Here is a 16009-nt window from a genome sequence, read left to right as displayed (position 1 = left end):
GTGATGCTGGTCGCCGTCGCCATGTTTTCCCTGATGGACACGGCCATGAAGCTGTTGTCCGCCCATTATCCGCCCATGCAGGTGACGGCCTTGCGCGCCCTGTCGTCCTTGCCGCTCGTTTGCCTGTACCTGCTGTACCGTGGCGCCTTCAAGAATGTGCTGAAGGTGCGCTGGCCCCTGCACTTGCTGCGCGGCGCGCTGGGCGTGCTGATGATTACCCTGTTCGCCTACGGCTTGAAGCGCATGTCGCTGGCCGAGACGTATGCGCTGTTCTTCGTTGCGCCCTTGCTGATCACGGTGCTGTCGGTTTTTATCTTGAAGGAAAAAGTCGACGTCGCACGCTGGTGCGCCATCGTCGTGGGTCTCTTGGGCGTGCTGGTGGCGCTGCGCCCCGACGGTACCGGCTTCTTTTCGCTGGCCGGGCTGGCCGTGCTGGGCTCGGCCGCCTGCTACGCCATTTCTGCCGTCACGGGCCGCATCCTGAGCCGCACGGATGCCAGCGAAAGCATGGTCTTCTGGCTGATGGTGATGATGGCCCTCGGCGGCGTGGCCCTGTCGGCGCATGAATGGGTGGGCATCCGCCGCGAAGACTGGTGGCTGCTGGCCGGTTTGTCGCTGAGCGGCTTTCTGGGGCAGCTGGCCATCACGGAGGCATTTCGTTTTGGCAAAGCGTCCAGCGTGGCGCCGTTCGAATACTCGGCCCTGGCCTGGGGCATGGCCCTGGACTGGATGCTGTGGCGCGCCTTGCCCGACGAATACACCTTGATCGGCGCGGCCATCATCATCGGCAGCGGCATTTACCTGGTGCGGCGCGAAGCCGTGCATGCGGAAAGCGAACATCCGTGATGAGCCGCTGTGGTATTTCTGGCGTGGGCCATGCCGCGCCGCAACGAAAATCCGGCAAATAGATATAATCGACAGATGTTAAAACAACGCACCATCAAACAACAGGTCCGCACCATCGGTGTCGGTTTGCACTCTGGCACCAAGGTCGAGCTGATTCTGCGTCCCGCCGCGATCGATACGGGCATCGTGTTTCGCCGTATCGACCTCGATCCCATCGTCGAGTTTCCCGCCAGCGCCATGGCCGTGGGCGATACGCGCATGGCATCCGTACTGATCAAGGACGGCGCCAGGGTTTCCACCGTGGAACATCTGATGTCGGCGGCGGCCGGCCTGGGCATCGATAATATGGTGATCGACGTGAATGCGGAAGAAATTCCCATCATGGACGGTTCCGCCTCGTCCTTCGTCTACCTGCTGCAGCAAGCGGGGGTGGAAGAGCAGCAGGCGCCGAAGAAATTCATCAAGGTCGTCAAGCCCGTGGAAGTGCGTCAAGGCAAGGGAGACGCGGAAAAATGGGCGCGCTTGTCGCCGTACGACGGTTTCAAGCTCGATTTCTTCATCGAATTCAATCACCCGGCCGTCGATGGCACGATGCAGCGCGCCTCGGTGGACTTTGGCGACGTGTCCTACGTGCACGACGTGGCGCGCGCGCGCACCTTCGGTTTCATGCAGGACGTGGAAAGCTTGCGCGGCATGGGCCTGGCGCGAGGCGGTTCGCTGGAAAACGCCATCGTCATGGACGAATACCGCATCTTGAATGCCGATGGCTTGCGCTACGAAGACGAGTTCGTCCGCCACAAGATCCTCGACGCCATCGGTGACCTGTACCTGGTGGGCCATCCCTTGCTGGCATATTACACGGCGCATAAATCGGGCCACGCGCTGAACAACCAGCTGCTGCTGGCGCTGCTGGAGCAGCCTGATGCGTATGAAATCGTCTCGTTCGCCACGAACGAGGCGCCGCCGCAGTCCTACCTGCGCCAGATGGAGCGCGAGTGGTCGTTGACGTAGGTCGGTTTAGGCCGCAGGCCGTAATCCGACAACCCCGCAGGCGCCAACAATGTTGTCGGATTACGGCCCGAAGGGCCTAATCCGACCTACGTGCTGCCGCCTGGCGTTGCTAATCTTTTGGTTCGCGGTGGTGGCGCACCATGTTGCGCAGCGCCGCGATTAATTGCTCGTTCTGCTTCGATGGCGGCAATGCCGTGCTCAGCTCTTCCAGGGCCGACATGGCCTTTTCCGGCAAGACCAGCGCCCGCGTATGCACGATGGGCGCGATGCTCTTGATGACTTGCACTTTCAGCTTGATGCCTGAAATTTGCCAGCCCTTTCTTTCCAGTTCCCCTTGCAGTTTCGGCAATTGCTGCTTGAGCTTGGCCGCCAGCGCCGCGTTCGGCGTGGCCAGCACCAGTTGGCCGCCTTCGAATTGCAGGATGTCGCAATGCTCGAACATCGCCGGCAAGGCCCTGGCGCAATCTTTTTGCAGGGCGGCCAGGCGCGTGACGGTGGGCATCAGGGAAGCCATCGTGGCGTTGCCGCGCAGAAAATCGGTTGCGCCCGTCGCGGCCGGGCCGGAACGGGCGAAGCCGTAGCCGCGGCGCGGCGCCGGAGAATAAGTGGGAGTTCGCATGGCCGAAACATAGCACACTCGCCCGCGCATGACGAGTGCGGCGGCGGGTGCGGTGCAGGCGGGCGGGCCGCATTGCCTTACAGTATGGGAAATGTCCGCAATTTCTGCCATTTGTTTGTCATTAAGCTATTGTTATATGGTGCATTACCCCAACCTTGGCGGGAACGCATGATAAAATCATCGTCTTTTGCCATAGTCGAACTCCGTGCGGTCACGCGATTATTACCTCGCTGTCAGCTACCGAGCTTTTTTAACGGCGTTTTTTCAAGAATTCAAGCATGTCATTACTGACCCAGATTTTCGGTAGCCGCAACCAGCGGCTGCTCAAGCAATACCAAAAAACGGTACGCGAGATCAATGCGCTCGAGCCGGCCATCGAAAAGCTGTCGGATGCCGAGCTGCAAGCCAAAACGCCTGCCTTCAAGGAACGCATCGCCGCCGGCGAATCGCTCGATGCCTTGTTGCCGGAAGCGTTTGCCGTTTGCCGCGAGGCCAGCAAGCGCGTCCTGCGCATGCGCCATTTCGACGTGCAGATGATCGGCGGCATGGTTTTGCATTTCGGCAAGATCGCGGAGATGGGCACGGGCGAGGGCAAGACCCTGATGGCAACCTTGCCAGCCTACCTGAACGCCTTGTCGGGCAAGGGCGTGCATATCGTCACCGTCAATGATTACCTGGCGCAGCGCGATGCCGAGACCATGGGCCGCCTGTATGCGTGGCTGGGTCTGTCGACGGGGGTGAACATGTCGCAGATGGAGCACAGTGCCAAGCAGCAGGCATACAGCTCGGACATTACCTACGGCACGAATAATGAATTCGGTTTCGACTTCTTGCGCGACAACATGGTCTACGAAGCGCGCGAGCGCGTGCAGCGCAGCCTGAACTTCGGCATCGTCGATGAAGTCGACTCGATCCTGATCGATGAAGCGCGTACGCCGCTGATCATTTCCGGCCAGGCCGAAAACCATACGGACCTGTATCACAAGATCAATGCAGTGCCTGCGCGCCTGACCTTGCAGATCGGCGAAGAAACGCCGGACGGCAAGGGCAAGGTGGAAGTGCCGGGCGACTACACCAAGGATGAAAAAGCGCACCAGGTGCTGCTGACGGAAGCGGGCCATGAAAAGGCCGAAGGCATCCTGATGGAAATGGGCCTGCTGCCGGAAGGCGCGTCGCTGTACGATTCGGCCAACATCACCCTCGTGCACCACCTGTATGCGGCCTTGCGCGCGCATGCGCTGTACTTCAAGGATCAGCACTATGTGGTGCAGAACAATGAAGTGGTGATCGTCGATGAATTCACGGGCCGCCTGATGACGGGCCGCCGCTGGTCCGATGGCTTGCACCAGGCCGTCGAAGCGAAAGAAGGCGTCAAGATCCAGAACGAGAACCAGACCCTGGCCTCGATCACCTTCCAGAACTACTTCCGCATGTACGCCAAGCTGGCAGGCATGACCGGCACGGCCGATACGGAAGCGTACGAATTCCAGGAAATCTACGGCCTGGAAACGGTCGTGATTCCGCAAAACCGTCCATTGCAGCGCAAGGACCGCCAGGATCAGGTCTACAAATCGTCGGCGGAAAAATACAACGCGATGTTGAACGACATCCGCGACTGCTACGAGCGCGGCCAGCCGGTGCTGGTGGGCACGACCTCGATCGAGAACTCGGAACTGCTGTCGGGCATCCTGACCAAGGCCGGTTTGCCGCACAACGTGCTGAACGCGAAGCAGCATGCGCGCGAAGCGGAAATCATCGCCCAGGCAGGCCGTCCGAAAGCCATCACCATCGCCACCAACATGGCCGGCCGCGGTACCGACATCGTGTTGGGCGGCAACGTCGAAAACCAGATCAAGTTCATCGAAGCCAATGCTGAGCTGAGCGACGCCGACAAGGCAGCCCAGTCGCAGACCTTGCGCGATGAATGGCAGTCGCTGCACGACCACGTGGTCAATGCGGGCGGCTTGCACATCATCGGCACCGAACGCCACGAATCGCGCCGCGTCGACAATCAGTTGCGTGGCCGTGCCGGCCGCCAGGGCGATCCGGGTTCCTCGCGCTTCTACCTGTCGCTCGACGACGCGCTGCTGCGCATCTTCGCCGGCGACCGCGTGCGCGCCGTGATGGACCGTTTGAAAATGCCGGAAGGCGAACCGATCGAGGCAGGCATCGTCTCGCGTTCGATCGAATCGGCCCAGCGCAAGGTCGAAGCGCGCAACTTCGACATCCGCAAGCAATTGCTGGAATACGATGACGTCGCCAACGATCAACGCAAGGTCATCTACCAGCAGCGTAACGAGCTGCTGGAAACGACCGATATTTCCGAGATGATCGGCTCGCTGCGCCACGGCGTGTTCACCGACCTGGTGCACGAATACGTGCCGCGCGAATCGGTGGAAGAGCAATGGGATATCAAGGGCCTGGAAAACACCCTGGCCAGCGAATGGCAGCTCGACCTGCCGCTGCAGCAAATGCTGGAAGCCGATGCGACCCTGACGGACGAAGAGATCCTGGAAAAAGTGCTGGCCGCGGCCGATGCCGTGTACCAGTCGAAGATCGATATCGTCGGCAAGGAATCGTTTGGCGGCTTCGAGCGCAATGTCATGCTGCAAAGCGTGGACAGCCACTGGCGCGAACACCTGGCGGCGCTCGATCACCTGCGCCAGGGTATTCACCTGCGCGGTTATGCGCAGAAGAATCCGAAACAGGAATACAAGCGCGAAGCGTTTGAACTGTTTGGCCAGATGCTCGACATGATCAAGAACGACGTTACGAAACACGTGATGACGGTACGCATCCAGTCGCGCGAAGAAGTCGATGCGGCTGAACAGGCGATGCAGCAGTCGCACGTGGAAAATGTGCACTACCAGCACGCCGAATTCGACCCGAACGCGGCGCCGGAAGAGCTGCTGGCGCCTGTCGCCGGCGGCAACATGGACAACGTCGACGACATGAGCGTGAGCATGGGCGTCAAAGTGGGCCGCAACGATCCATGCCCTTGCGGCAGCGGCAAGAAGTACAAGGCTTGCCACGGCAAGCTCGCTTAAGCGCGGTTTGTCAGCGTGAACAAAAAACGGAGACCGCGGTCTCCGTTTTTTTATGTCCGCAATACTGGGCTTGGCCCCTGCTCAGGGAAAGGCCCAGTATTGCGGCGCCTGCGAGGGAATGCCTTTCAAGCCGCCGCGGTTCCTGGCCCGTTGCCCCGTCTTGATCATGGTGGCGATATCGGTCAGCAGGACGCGGTTGCTGGCGAAATAATCGTGGCCCATGAAATTCATGATGACGGCCGAGGCATCGACGAGTTCCATGCCGGGGATGCTGACGACGGGGCCGCGGATGTCGCCTATCCTGTCCCAGTCGGCAAAATTGTAGGAGGCGCGGATGGCCTTGTCGTTCGCGGACGCGTACAGGGTGGCGGGAAGCTTGAGGCTGGCAAAACGGGGAGCGATCTGCTCGCGGAAGATATCGGCATTGATGTCCGGCGCCGCCAGCACCACCTGCTTGAACAGGGGCCGCAGCTCGGGGCGCTTTTCCAGCAGGCTGGCCAGGGCCACGGTCATCGGGCGGTTGCCCATGCTGTGGGCGATGATGTAGATATCGGTGGCGGAAGAGTGCTCGGCGAAATCGGCCAGGAAGGCCTGCAGGTGCGCCTGCGTCCATTCGGCGGCGTTTTCATCGAACTCATAGCCTGCAAACGTGCCTTTCGACGGCCAGCTGTAGAACACGGGCAGGGCGCCGATATCGAGGTCGACCGCCATCTGCGCCGTGCGCCGGGCCGCGTCGTCAAACGAGTTGCTGTAGCCGTGGATGTAGATGAAGGCGGCGCGCCGTTCCGGCGCGGCCTGTATCCTGGCCTTGACGGTGGCGAGAAAATCCGCGCGCGACAGGCGCGTGCTTGCCTTGATCAGCACATATTTTTGCGCATTGTCGCCGGACAGGATGGCGTACCAGGGCGGCAACGGCAGCTCGCCCGGCGCTCTTTTCTCCGGGATGCTCACCACGACGCTGCCATAGCTCAGGTAGGGCGCCACGCGGTTGGGCTGCCAGCCATAATTGTGGCTGCCGGACTGGTATTTCCGGTCGGTGGCGTAATACACGGTGACGTGCGTGGCGCCGGGTGGCGGCGCATCGTTGTCGGATCTCGGCGTGCCGGCGCTGCCCGTGCTGCCGACCAGATTGCCGAGGTTGCCGAGCAGGCCGCCTATGCCCGACCATGCATTGCTCCACGGACTGGCAGGCGATGGCGGCGGTACCGCGGCTGGCGGTGGAACTTCAGCCGCAGGCGGCGCTTCGGATGCCTGTTCGGTGGCGTGGATGCTGGCGCCATCCGCGGGGCCGCGCGGTACAGTACAGGCTGTCAACCAGGCCAGCAGGCAAAGCAGGGATAGGCGGCGCAACAGGCACGACAGGCCTGAAGCGCTGCGCTGCATCCGGTTTGACTGACCCTGCGCCATGACATCCTTCCCTGGGCGGGGCGATTGCAAGACGCGCCTTCGTCCATTCCCATACCTTAGCGCCGCCAGGCGGCATGGTTCTGATAAATCGCAAGCCTGGCCGCGCCACCGGCCCCTATCGGCGCCGCCGTGGCCAGCGCGACTATTCACTTGCTGCATGTTCACCCGCGCCGCGAAGGCGCTACAATAGCGCTTCCCTTTTCCCTCGCAGAAGAAATCACCATGGCCGTCAATTCTCCCAAGCCCGTCGCCGCCGACCTGAAAGCCGTCGCCGGCATTGAAATCGGTGTTGCCGAAGCCGGCATCAAGAAACCCAACCGCAAGGATTTGCTGGTATTGAAACTGGCGCCGACGGCCACCGTGGCCGGCGTGTTTACCTTGAACCGCTTCTGCGCCGCGCCCGTGCAAATCTCGAAGGCCAACCTGGCCGCAGTGACGGCCGGCGCCGCGCCGATCCGCGCGCTGCTGGTCAATACGGGCAACGCGAATGCAGGCACGGGCGAATCGGGCCTGGCCGATGCACAGGCCAGCTGCGCCGCGCTGGCCGAGCTGCTGGGCTGCACGCCGCAGCAAATCCTGCCGTTTTCCACCGGCGTGATCCTGGAACTGCTGCCCGTGCAACGCCTGGTCGGCGGCCTGCCGCAAGCCGTGGCCGCGCTGACCTCGGATAACTGGTTCTCGGCCGCCGAAGCCATCATGACCACCGACACGCAGCCGAAAGCCGGTTCGCGCACGGTCACCATCGGTGGCCACACGGTGACCCTGACGGGCATCAGCAAGGGCGCCGGCATGATCAAGCCGAACATGGCCACCATGCTGGGCTTCCTCGCGTTCGACGCCACCGTGGCCCAGCCCGTGCTGGACCAGCTGGTGAAACAGGCGGCCGACAAATCGTTCAACTGCATCACCATCGACGGCGACACGTCCACCAATGACTCGTTCATGCTGGTGGCCACGGGCGCCGGCAGCCTGGTCATCGATTCGACCGATTCGCCGCACTATGCGGAACTGGCCGCCGCCGTGACCGAGCTGTCTACTTTTCTCGCGCAAGCCATCGTGCGCGACGGCGAAGGCGCCACCAAGTTCATGACGGTAACCGTGGAAGACGGCCGCAACGTGGAAGAGTGCCGCAAGATCGCCTATTCCATCGCCCATTCGCCGCTGGTGAAAACCGCTTTTTGCCTCCGACCCGAACCTGGGCCGCATCCTGGCCGCCATCGGCTATGCGGGCGTGGACGACCTGGACGTGGGTCAATTGAATTTGTACCTGGACGACGTGTGGGTGGCGAAGAACGGCGGCCGCAACCCCGATTACCAGGAGCAGGATGGCCAGCGCGTGATGCAGCAAAGCGAAATCACCATCCGCGTCAAGCTGGCGCGCGGCGACGCGACGGCCACCCTGTGGACGTGCGACCTGTCGCATGACTACGTGTCGATCAACGCCGACTACCGCTCATGACCGGCCTCGATCAATTCCTGATCCGCGCCGAGCGGGTACTGTCGCGCCTGGAGTCGATCTTGCCGCCGGCCTTGCCGGCGACCGACTGGAACAGCTTTGCCTTCCGCTGGCGCCGGCGCCAGGGTGCCGCCAGCCATCTGCAGGCGGTGGCGCACGTATCGAACATCGCTTTGGATGACTTGCACAACATCGGCACGCAAAAAGCGCAGATCGAGCAGAACACACGCCAGTTCGTGAGTAACCGTCCGGCCAACAACGTGCTGCTGACGGGCGCGCGCGGCACGGGCAAGTCCTCGCTGATCAAGGCATGCCTGAACCAGTTTGCGGATCAGGGCCTGCGCCTGATCGAAGTCGACAAGGCGGACCTGGCCGACTTGCCCGACATCGTCGACCTGGTGGCGGCGCGCCCCGAGCGCTTCATCATCTTTTGCGACGACCTGTCGTTCGAAGAGGAGAAAGCGGCTACAAGGCGCTGAAAGTGGCGCTCGACGGCAGCATCGCCGCGCAATCGGACAATGTGCTGATCTATGCCACTTCGAACCGCCGTCACCTGATGCCCGAACGCATGTCGGACAACACCAGCTACAAGACGGACGACGATGGCGATTTGCATCCGGGCGAGACGGTGGAAGAAAAATCTCGCTGTCCGAGCGCTTCGGCCTGTGGCTGTCGTTCTACCCGTTCAAGCAGGATGACTACCTCGATATCGCGGAGCACTGGCTCGCTTCGTTCGGCTGCACGCCGGAGCAGATCGCGCAAGCGCGCGGCGACGCCCTGCGTTGGGCCTTGCAGCGCGGTTCCCGTTCGGGCCGGGTGGCGTGGCAATTTGCGCTCGATTATGCTGGGAAACTACCTGCGGGAAAGTTGCCGCAATGAGCGAGGTGAAAGTGACACCGGTCGATGTGGCCGTCGGCATCCTGATGAAGCCAAATGGCGACGTGCTGCTGGGCCAGCGCCCGGCCGGCAAGCCGTATGACGGCTATTGGGAATTTCCTGGCGGTAAAGTCGAACCGGGCGAAGCCATTTTGGACGCCTTGAAACGCGAGTTTGTCGAGGAGCTGGGTTTATACATCGACAGTGCCGAGGCCTGGTGCGGCGTCGAATATGTATATCCGCACGCCCATGTGCGCCTGCATTTCTATATCAGCCGCGAATGGCGGGGCGAGCCGCAAAGCCTGGAAGGGCAGGCGTTCGCCTGGCAAGGCACGGTCGGCGTGGAACCCTTGCTGCCGGCCACCATTCCCCTGCTGGAATGGCTTGATGAGGTACGCCAGGAATCCCTGGCCACCTGAGTTCGATTTGTGCCAGCATGCAGCCCGTGCGCTGCGCTGGCGCAAACCAGTGTTGTCCTTCCCTTGTATTGCCGGTGTTTTGCGTTAGAGTGCTCTCATGACGCACTGGGGAATTCGCATGCCGCTGACCCTGACCTTCACCGATACCGATGAACTGCTGCTCGCGGCGCTGCACAAGCGTGCTCGCGCGCATGGGCGCAGCATTGAGGAAGAGCACCGCGACATCCTGCGCAGCGCCTTGCGGCCGTTGCCGAAACGGCCGCTCGACGATATTTTGCGCGGCATGCCCGATGTGGGGGGCGATGGGGACTTCGAGCGCCGCTCCTGAGCCGCCATGGGCGCCTATCTGGTCGATACGGATGTGATCGTTGCTGCACGCAAAGGGACAGGTGCACCGGCGGGCATTGCCGCTTTCTTCGAGCGGGTGGCGCCCGAGGCGCGCTACTTACCGGTACAGGTGATCGCGCAATTGCGCGCAGGCATACAGTGCAGCTGGCGGCGTGAAGCGCCCCTGGAAGCGTTGGCCCTGGAAGGCTGGCTGGAAGCGCTGCTGGCCGATTATGCTGCGCGGCTGCTGGACTTCGACCTCGATTGCGCGCTCGTCTGTGCCCGTTTGCAGGGCCGTGGCGCCGTACAGGGTGTGGACACGCAGATCGCGGCGATGGGCATCGCCTATGGCTTGACGGTGGTCAGCGGCAGGCTCGATAGTTTCGCGGCGCAGGGGCTGCGCCTGGAAAATCCATTCAAATGAAGCTTACTGCGGCTTGTTGTCTTCGTCTGCCAGGGGATCTTCAAACGGATCGGCGGCGGGGATCGTATATTTCTCTTCCGCCCAGGCGCCCAGGTCGATCTGCTTGCAGCGTTCCGAGCAGAAGGGGCGGTATTTGTTGGCTTCAGTCCATTCGACTTTGGCGGCACAGGTAGGGCAGTTAACGACGGTCATGATGGGGCAAATAAGTAACAGTTAAAAATTACACAGCGTGAGCTCGAATGGTACATCTTCTTCCAGCGGCTTGGGTTTCAGGTCGCCGCCCTGGGTAGTAAAGCGTACCCACAGCATGTATTTGTTGGCGGAAATTTCCGGGATGGCGCCGCTGTTTTCATCGAGGCTCAGGCGCAGCATCTGGTACACCTTGCCTTGCAGCATTTGCTGGTAGCTGCCGCCATTGGCGATCAGTTTGACGGGTCCGCCGGAATCGCGCAGCAGGCGCAAGACCAGGGCCAGCGCGTCGAACAGGGGCGCCAGCGGGGCGAACCACGCGTGGATATCGGTCAGGCGCTGCTCGCAGCTGCGTTTTTGCCAGGCGAAGTACGACGGCAAGTCAAATTCGCAGGCGCCGCCCGGGATGATGGTGCGGCCGCGTATGCTCATCAGCCATTCATTGTCGCGGATATTCTGGCCCGTCTTGCCTTGCGCCGCCACGAGGGCGCCGCTGACACTGTCGAGTTCGCCGAGGATGGCATCCAGGGTTTCCGGCTCCACGTTCGGATTGCTGCGGTAGCCCAGCAGGCTCTGGCGCTGGCGCTCGAGTTCCTGCAGCAGGTCGGACTTCAGGTCGGCGCGGCCGGCCACTTCGAGCATATCGAAAATAGTTGCCAAGGCAACATGATGCTGCATTGCATGCTCTTGCTGGATGAAGAACTTGAATTTGTCGTACAGGTCTTCCAGCCGCAACAAGGTACGTATGCGTTCGTTGAAAGGGTATTCGTAGACAATCAAAATAATTCCCTTAAGTAAGGACCTGCAAACAATCCCGTGATTTTGAACCAAGCGTCGACAAATTACAAACGTTGCGGCCCGATTCCAGCCATTCTTTTTGAAAATGCCAGATATAAATCGTGCAACTGGGCAATCTGCGGCGCCAGGGCCGCCAAATCGCCATTATTGTCGATCACATCGTCCGCCGCCGCCAGGCGCATGGCGCGCGTGGCCTGCGTGGCCATGATGGCTTTGACTTGTTCTTCCGATAATCCATTGCGCGCCATCACGCGCGACACTTGCAGACTTTCCAGGCAATCGATGACCAGTACGCGGTTGACCCGCTCCACCCAGCCGCCGGACTCGACCAGCAGGGGCACGGCAAAGATCACATAGCTGCCCGTCGCTGCGGCCGCCGCCGCCAGCGTGGCCTGGCGGATGCGCGGGTGCAGGATGGCTTCCAGTTTCGCCTTGGCGGCGGCGTCGGAGAATACGAGATTGCGCATTTTGGTGCGGTCGAGGGCGCCGCGCGCATCGGCGTAGCCGGGGCCGAATTCCGCCACCAGGGCCGGCATGGCCGCGCCATTCGGCGCCGTCAGGCTGTGCGCGATCTGGTCGGTGTCGATGATGGAGGCGCCGCGCGCGGCGAACAGGTCGGCCACCGTGCTCTTGCCGCAACCGATGCCGCCGGTGAGGCCGACGCTGAAATAGGGGGCGTTTTGTAATTGCATGTGTGTATCCATAAGGAGCTGGTCAGCCGGTCAGGCCCAGCGTGAGGCGTGACAGGGGCGTGCCGTACAGCAGCGCAATCAGGCCTGCCGCCGCCAGGTAGGGGCCGAACGGAATCGGCTTGTCGCGCCCCCGCTTGGCAAACACGATCAGGCCGATGCCGACCACTGCGCCCACCACCGATGACAACAATATGATCGTTGGCAACATGGTCCAGCCCAGCCACGCACCGAGCGCCGCCAGCAATTTGAAGTCACCATAGCCCATTCCCTCCTTGCCTGTCGCCAGCTTGAAGGCCCAGTACACGGCCCACAGGGCCAGGTAGCCGGCGGCCGCGCCGATGACGGCCTCCTGCAGGGGCACGAAGGTGCCGTTGATATTGACCAGCAAGCCTGCCCACAGCAGGGGGAAGGTGAGGTCGTCCGGCAGCATTTGCGTATCGGCATCGATGAAGGTCATGGCGATCAGCAGCCAGGCAAACACAAGCGTCGCCAGGCCCGTCCAGCCGCTGCCGAAATGCCAGATCAACAGGGCCGACAGCGCGCCCGTCAGCAGTTCCACCAGCGGATAGCGCGCGGAGATGGGCGCCTTGCAGGCGCTGCATTTGCCGCGCAGCAGCAGGTAGCTGATGACGGGGATGTTTTCCATGGCCGTGATGCGGTGGCCGCAAGCGGTGCAGTTCGAGTGCGGCAGCATCAGGTTGTAGCGGTCCGTATGCGGCAAGGGCAAGCCGCTTTCCTCCGCCACGTAATTATCGGAGTCGCGCTGCATCATCTTCGGCACGCGGTGGATCACCACATTCAGAAAGCTGCCGACGATCAGGCCGAACAGGGCGGCGACGAGGGCGACGGGAAGATTGCCGGGCGCGGCGAACAGCAGGGTATCTTGCAGCATGGTGGATTTGTCTGAGGTGATGATGTTGCCGCGCAAACATTGCCTGGCACTGCCGCAGTGTAAAACATCTGCCGGCACGTGGGGATGTTTTGCGCAGGGCGAACCGTTAAATCACGGCCCCCAGCTTGAAAATCGGCAAATACAAGGCGATCACGAGGGAGCCGACGAGCACGCCCAGCACCACCATCAGCGCCGGTTCCAGCAGCGTGGAAAGGGTGGTCACGGTGGCGTCGATGTCCGCCTCGATGATCTCGGCCGCCCGCGACAGCATGGCATCGAGTGCACCCGATTCCTCGCCGATCAGGGCCAGTTGCGTCAGCAGCGGGGGAAATACGCCGCTGTGCTCCATGGCCAGGGCCAGGCTGCCGCCGGCGCGGATTTCACGCTCGATGCGCGCCGTCGCTTCCTGGTACAGCGCGTGGCCGGAGGCGGCGCCCACCAGGCCGAGCGAGTCGAGCAGCGGCACGCCGGCGGCGAACATGGCGGCCAGGGTGCGCGTCCAGCGGGCGATCGCCGCCTTGCGCAGGAGCGGGCCGAACACGGGAAGGCGCAATGCCCGCAGTTGCGTGTTGCGCCGCAAGGCGGGCCAGCGGCGCCAGGCCAGGTGCAGCAGCACGCAAGCGAGCACGAGCGCTGCCAGCAAGGCCAGCCAGTAGCGGACCAGAAAGGCGGACACGCCCATGACGGCCAGGGTGGGCAGCGGCAAGGGCGCGCCGAAGCTGTCGAAGACCTGGCGGAAGGCGGGCACGACCACGCTCATGATGATGGCCGTGACGACGATGGCGACGAGCACGATGACCAGCGGGTACATCAGCGCGCCGCGCACCTGCCGCCGCAGGGCGATGGCTTTTTCCTGGTGCGTGGCCAGGCGCGCCAGCAAGTCCTGCACGATGCCGGCCTGTTCGCCCGCCGCCAGCAGGTTGCAATACAGCTCGTCAAACAGCAGGGGAAATTGGCGGAAGGCCTGCTGCAGGCTGCTGCCCGCTTCGATGTCGTGGCGCAAGTCGCGCATCAACTCGGTGATCGCGGGTTTGGCGTGGCCCTTGCCGGCGATGTCGAAGGCGTGCAGCAGCGGCACGCCGGCCGCCATCATGGTCGACAATTGGCGCGTGAACAGGGCGATATCCTTGCGCGTGATGGCCTTGCTCGGCGCGCTGCGCGCAGCCTGCACACGGGTGGCCAGGATGCCCTGGCGTCGTAGCGCGACCGTCGCCGCGCCGGCGTCGGCGGCGCGCAAGACGCCATCGGCCGCCTTGCCGTGGCGGTCCGTGCCCTTCCATGCAAAGCGCCGCTCGGCCGCCATGTGCACCTCCTGCCGTCACGGTAGCAGCGCCGGGCAAAAGCACCAGCGGCGCTGGCGGCAGGCTTGATGTGGCTCAGCCTTTTGTGGTTTTCACTTCCGTCTGCACAACGGCCTGGGCCTTCACGTCGGCCGCATCGTCCTCGTCGCTGTCCGTGCCCTTGCTGATGCTTTCGCCATCGTCGCGGCGCAGGGTCCAGAAGGTCAGCGAGGACAGCACCGTCAGGGCGGCCAGGGTCAGAAAGGCGTGGTGCAGGGCCGTGCTGAGCATGGCCCGGTCCGACTGCGGCATGTCGCCCAGGTACCAGCCCGTGATCAGCGAACCGAAGGCGAGGCCAAAGCTCATCGACAGTTGCTGCATCGAACTGGCGATGGTGCTGGCCATGCTGGAATCGGCCTTGTCGACGTCGGCGTACGCGATGGTGTTCATGCTGGAAAACTGCAGCGAATTGAAAAAGCCCATGCACAGGCTGATGGCGACGATCACGTACAGGGGCGTGCCCGCGTCTACCAGCGAAAACATGGCGATGGTGACGCCGATCAGCACCGTGTTGACGATCAGCACCTGGCGGTAGCCGAAGCGGGCCAGCACGCGCGCGGAAATGAATTTCATGCCCATGGCGGCGGCCGCCGACGGCATCATCAGCAAGCCTGACTGCCAGGCAGGCAAGCCCAGGCCCAGCTGGTACAGCAGCGGCAACAGGAAGGGCAGGCCGCCCACGCCCAGCCGCGTGACGAAGCCGCCTACCACGGAGACGCGGAAGGTGCGGATCTTGAACAGGGCCAGGCGCAGCAGCGGGTGCAGCACTTCGCTCGAATGCCAGGCATACGCGGCCAGCAGGCTGATGGAAATGAACAGCAGCACGGCAAACGAGGTGCCGTCGATGCGGTGTTCGCCGAAGATTTCCAGCAGCCACGACAGCAGCGCGATGCCCGTGCCGAACAGCACCAGTCCGATCAGGTCCAGCGGGCGGGGCTTGTCGCCATAGTAGTCGGGCATGTAGCGGTGCGCCAGGTACAGCGCCACCAGGCCGACAGGCACGTTGACGAAGAAAATCTCGCGCCACGACAGCCAGTGCACGATCAGCCCGCCCACCGTGGGCCCCAGCAGGGGGCCGATCAGGGCGGGGATGATGACGAAATTCATGGCCGCCAGCAATTGCGACTTGGGAAAGGTGCGGATGATGGTGAGCCGGCCCACCGGCATCATCATGGCCGCGCCCACCCCTTGCAGCAGGCGCGCGGCCACCAGCATGGGCGCATTCACGGACAGGCCGCACAGGATGGAAGCGACGGTAAAGATGGCAACGGCGGCGGAAAACACGCGCCGCGTGCCGAAGCGGTCGGCCATCCAGCCGCTGATGGGAATGCACACGGCCAGGCTCAGGATGTAGCTGGTGACGACGGCCTTCAGGCTCAGCGGCGTTACGTTGAGGCTGGCGGCCATGGCGGGGATGGCGGTGTTGACGATGGTGGAGTCGAGTTGCTCCATGAACAGGGCGGTGGCGACCACCCAAGGCAGGTAGCTTTTAATCGGGGAACTGGTCATGGATGCGAGCCTGAGGAGGTAAGACGGAGCCGACAGTACGACGAATTGTCACATAAATGGCGCAGGCGTGCCGCCCGCGCCATTCATTCTGGCAGTGCGCCGGGGGCATCGTCCATGGAACATTTGTTCCATGGCAATAGATTACTGGCAAGGCTAG

The 16009-nt window shown here is 62.6% G+C and carries 14 protein-coding genes and 2 pseudogenes; 8 read left to right on the top strand and 8 right to left on the bottom strand.

All coding sequences use genetic code 11. The features are described 5' to 3' along the window. The first annotated feature begins 3 nt into the window (after nt 1-3). Both ACRHIG_RS29625 and lpxC read left to right on the top strand, forming a co-directional pair. Complete coding sequence (locus ACRHIG_RS29625; RefSeq protein WP_475413928.1) at nt 4-846, top strand: DMT family transporter; 843 nt, start codon at nt 4-6, stop codon at nt 844-846. 75 nt (nt 847-921) lie between these two features. Then, the gene (gene lpxC, locus ACRHIG_RS29620) at nt 922-1857 is read left to right on the top strand and encodes a UDP-3-O-acyl-N-acetylglucosamine deacetylase (protein ID WP_489628823.1); all 936 of its coding nucleotides are present in this window, start codon (nt 922-924) and stop codon (nt 1855-1857) included. A 109-nt stretch (nt 1858-1966) separates the two neighbouring features. Here the strand turns inward: lpxC and ACRHIG_RS29615 are convergent, their stop codons facing one another. Further along, nucleotides 1967-2476: a DciA family protein gene (locus ACRHIG_RS29615; protein ID WP_489628822.1), complete on the bottom strand. Its 510-nt coding sequence runs from the start codon at nt 2474-2476 to the stop codon at nt 1967-1969. 278 nt (nt 2477-2754) lie between these two features. Between ACRHIG_RS29615 and secA the strand changes: the two genes are divergently transcribed. Next, nucleotides 2755-5523 carry a preprotein translocase subunit SecA gene (gene secA, locus ACRHIG_RS29610; RefSeq protein WP_489628821.1) on the top strand — a complete coding sequence of 923 codons (2769 nt, stop codon included), beginning with the start codon at nt 2755-2757 and terminating at the stop codon, nt 5521-5523. Nucleotides 5524-5604: 81 nt separating this feature from the next. On the opposite strand, the gene ACRHIG_RS29605 is transcribed toward secA, so the two are convergent. Further along, complete coding sequence (locus ACRHIG_RS29605) at nt 5605-6930, bottom strand: alpha/beta hydrolase (RefSeq protein WP_489628820.1); 1326 nt, start codon at nt 6928-6930, stop codon at nt 5605-5607. 222 nt (nt 6931-7152) lie between these two features. Between ACRHIG_RS29605 and argJ the strand changes: the two are divergent. The 5 genes and pseudogenes from argJ (at nt 7153) to ACRHIG_RS29580 (ending at nt 10432) form a co-directional block, all read left to right on the top strand. After that, nucleotides 7153-8389, top strand: a pseudogene (gene argJ, locus ACRHIG_RS29600) (bifunctional glutamate N-acetyltransferase/amino-acid acetyltransferase ArgJ). Nucleotides 8390-8535: 146 nt separating this feature from the next. After that, nucleotides 8536-9265 (top strand): annotated as a pseudogene (locus tag ACRHIG_RS29595) (ATP-binding protein). Next, complete coding sequence (locus tag ACRHIG_RS29590) at nt 9262-9681, top strand: NUDIX domain-containing protein (RefSeq protein WP_475413907.1); 420 nt, start codon at nt 9262-9264, stop codon at nt 9679-9681. The pseudogene ACRHIG_RS29595 and the gene ACRHIG_RS29590 overlap by 4 nt, the downstream one beginning before the upstream one ends. A gap of 118 nt (nt 9682-9799) precedes the next feature. Next, a complete protein-coding gene (locus ACRHIG_RS29585) occupies nt 9800-10009 on the top strand; it encodes a FitA-like ribbon-helix-helix domain-containing protein (RefSeq protein WP_475413908.1) in 210 nt (69 codons plus the stop codon). Nucleotides 10010-10015: 6 nt separating this feature from the next. Continuing rightward, a complete protein-coding gene (locus ACRHIG_RS29580) occupies nt 10016-10432 on the top strand; it encodes a PIN domain-containing protein (protein WP_475413909.1) in 417 nt (138 codons plus the stop codon). 3 nt (nt 10433-10435) lie between these two features. Here ACRHIG_RS29580 and yacG read toward each other — a convergent pair whose 3' ends face one another. From yacG to ACRHIG_RS29550, 6 genes are all read right to left on the bottom strand, one after another. Beyond that, complete coding sequence (gene yacG, locus ACRHIG_RS29575; RefSeq protein ID WP_034785391.1) at nt 10436-10627, bottom strand: DNA gyrase inhibitor YacG; 192 nt, start codon at nt 10625-10627, stop codon at nt 10436-10438. 18 nt (nt 10628-10645) lie between these two features. Next, nucleotides 10646-11401, bottom strand: a complete 756-nt coding sequence (gene zapD / locus ACRHIG_RS29570) for a cell division protein ZapD (RefSeq protein WP_070219363.1) — start codon at nt 11399-11401, stop codon at nt 10646-10648. Nucleotides 11402-11463: 62 nt separating this feature from the next. After that, a complete protein-coding gene (gene coaE / locus ACRHIG_RS29565) occupies nt 11464-12111 on the bottom strand; it encodes a dephospho-CoA kinase (RefSeq protein ID WP_489628819.1) in 648 nt (215 codons plus the stop codon). Nucleotides 12112-12133: 22 nt separating this feature from the next. Next, a complete protein-coding gene (locus tag ACRHIG_RS29560; RefSeq protein ID WP_489628818.1) occupies nt 12134-13003 on the bottom strand; it encodes a prepilin peptidase in 870 nt (289 codons plus the stop codon). A 106-nt stretch (nt 13004-13109) separates the two neighbouring features. Then, nucleotides 13110-14306, bottom strand: coding sequence for a type II secretion system F family protein (locus ACRHIG_RS29555; RefSeq protein WP_489628817.1), 1197 nt, complete (start codon nt 14304-14306; stop codon nt 13110-13112). A 73-nt stretch (nt 14307-14379) separates the two neighbouring features. Further along, nucleotides 14380-15852, bottom strand: coding sequence for a DHA2 family efflux MFS transporter permease subunit (locus ACRHIG_RS29550; RefSeq protein WP_489628816.1), 1473 nt, complete (start codon nt 15850-15852; stop codon nt 14380-14382). Nucleotides 15853-16009 lie beyond the last annotated feature (157 nt).

The organism is Janthinobacterium sp. C22 (assembly GCF_057919405.1).
The sequence above is the reverse complement of the archived record's forward strand: the minus strand, read 5'-3'. Positions and strand labels throughout refer to the sequence as shown.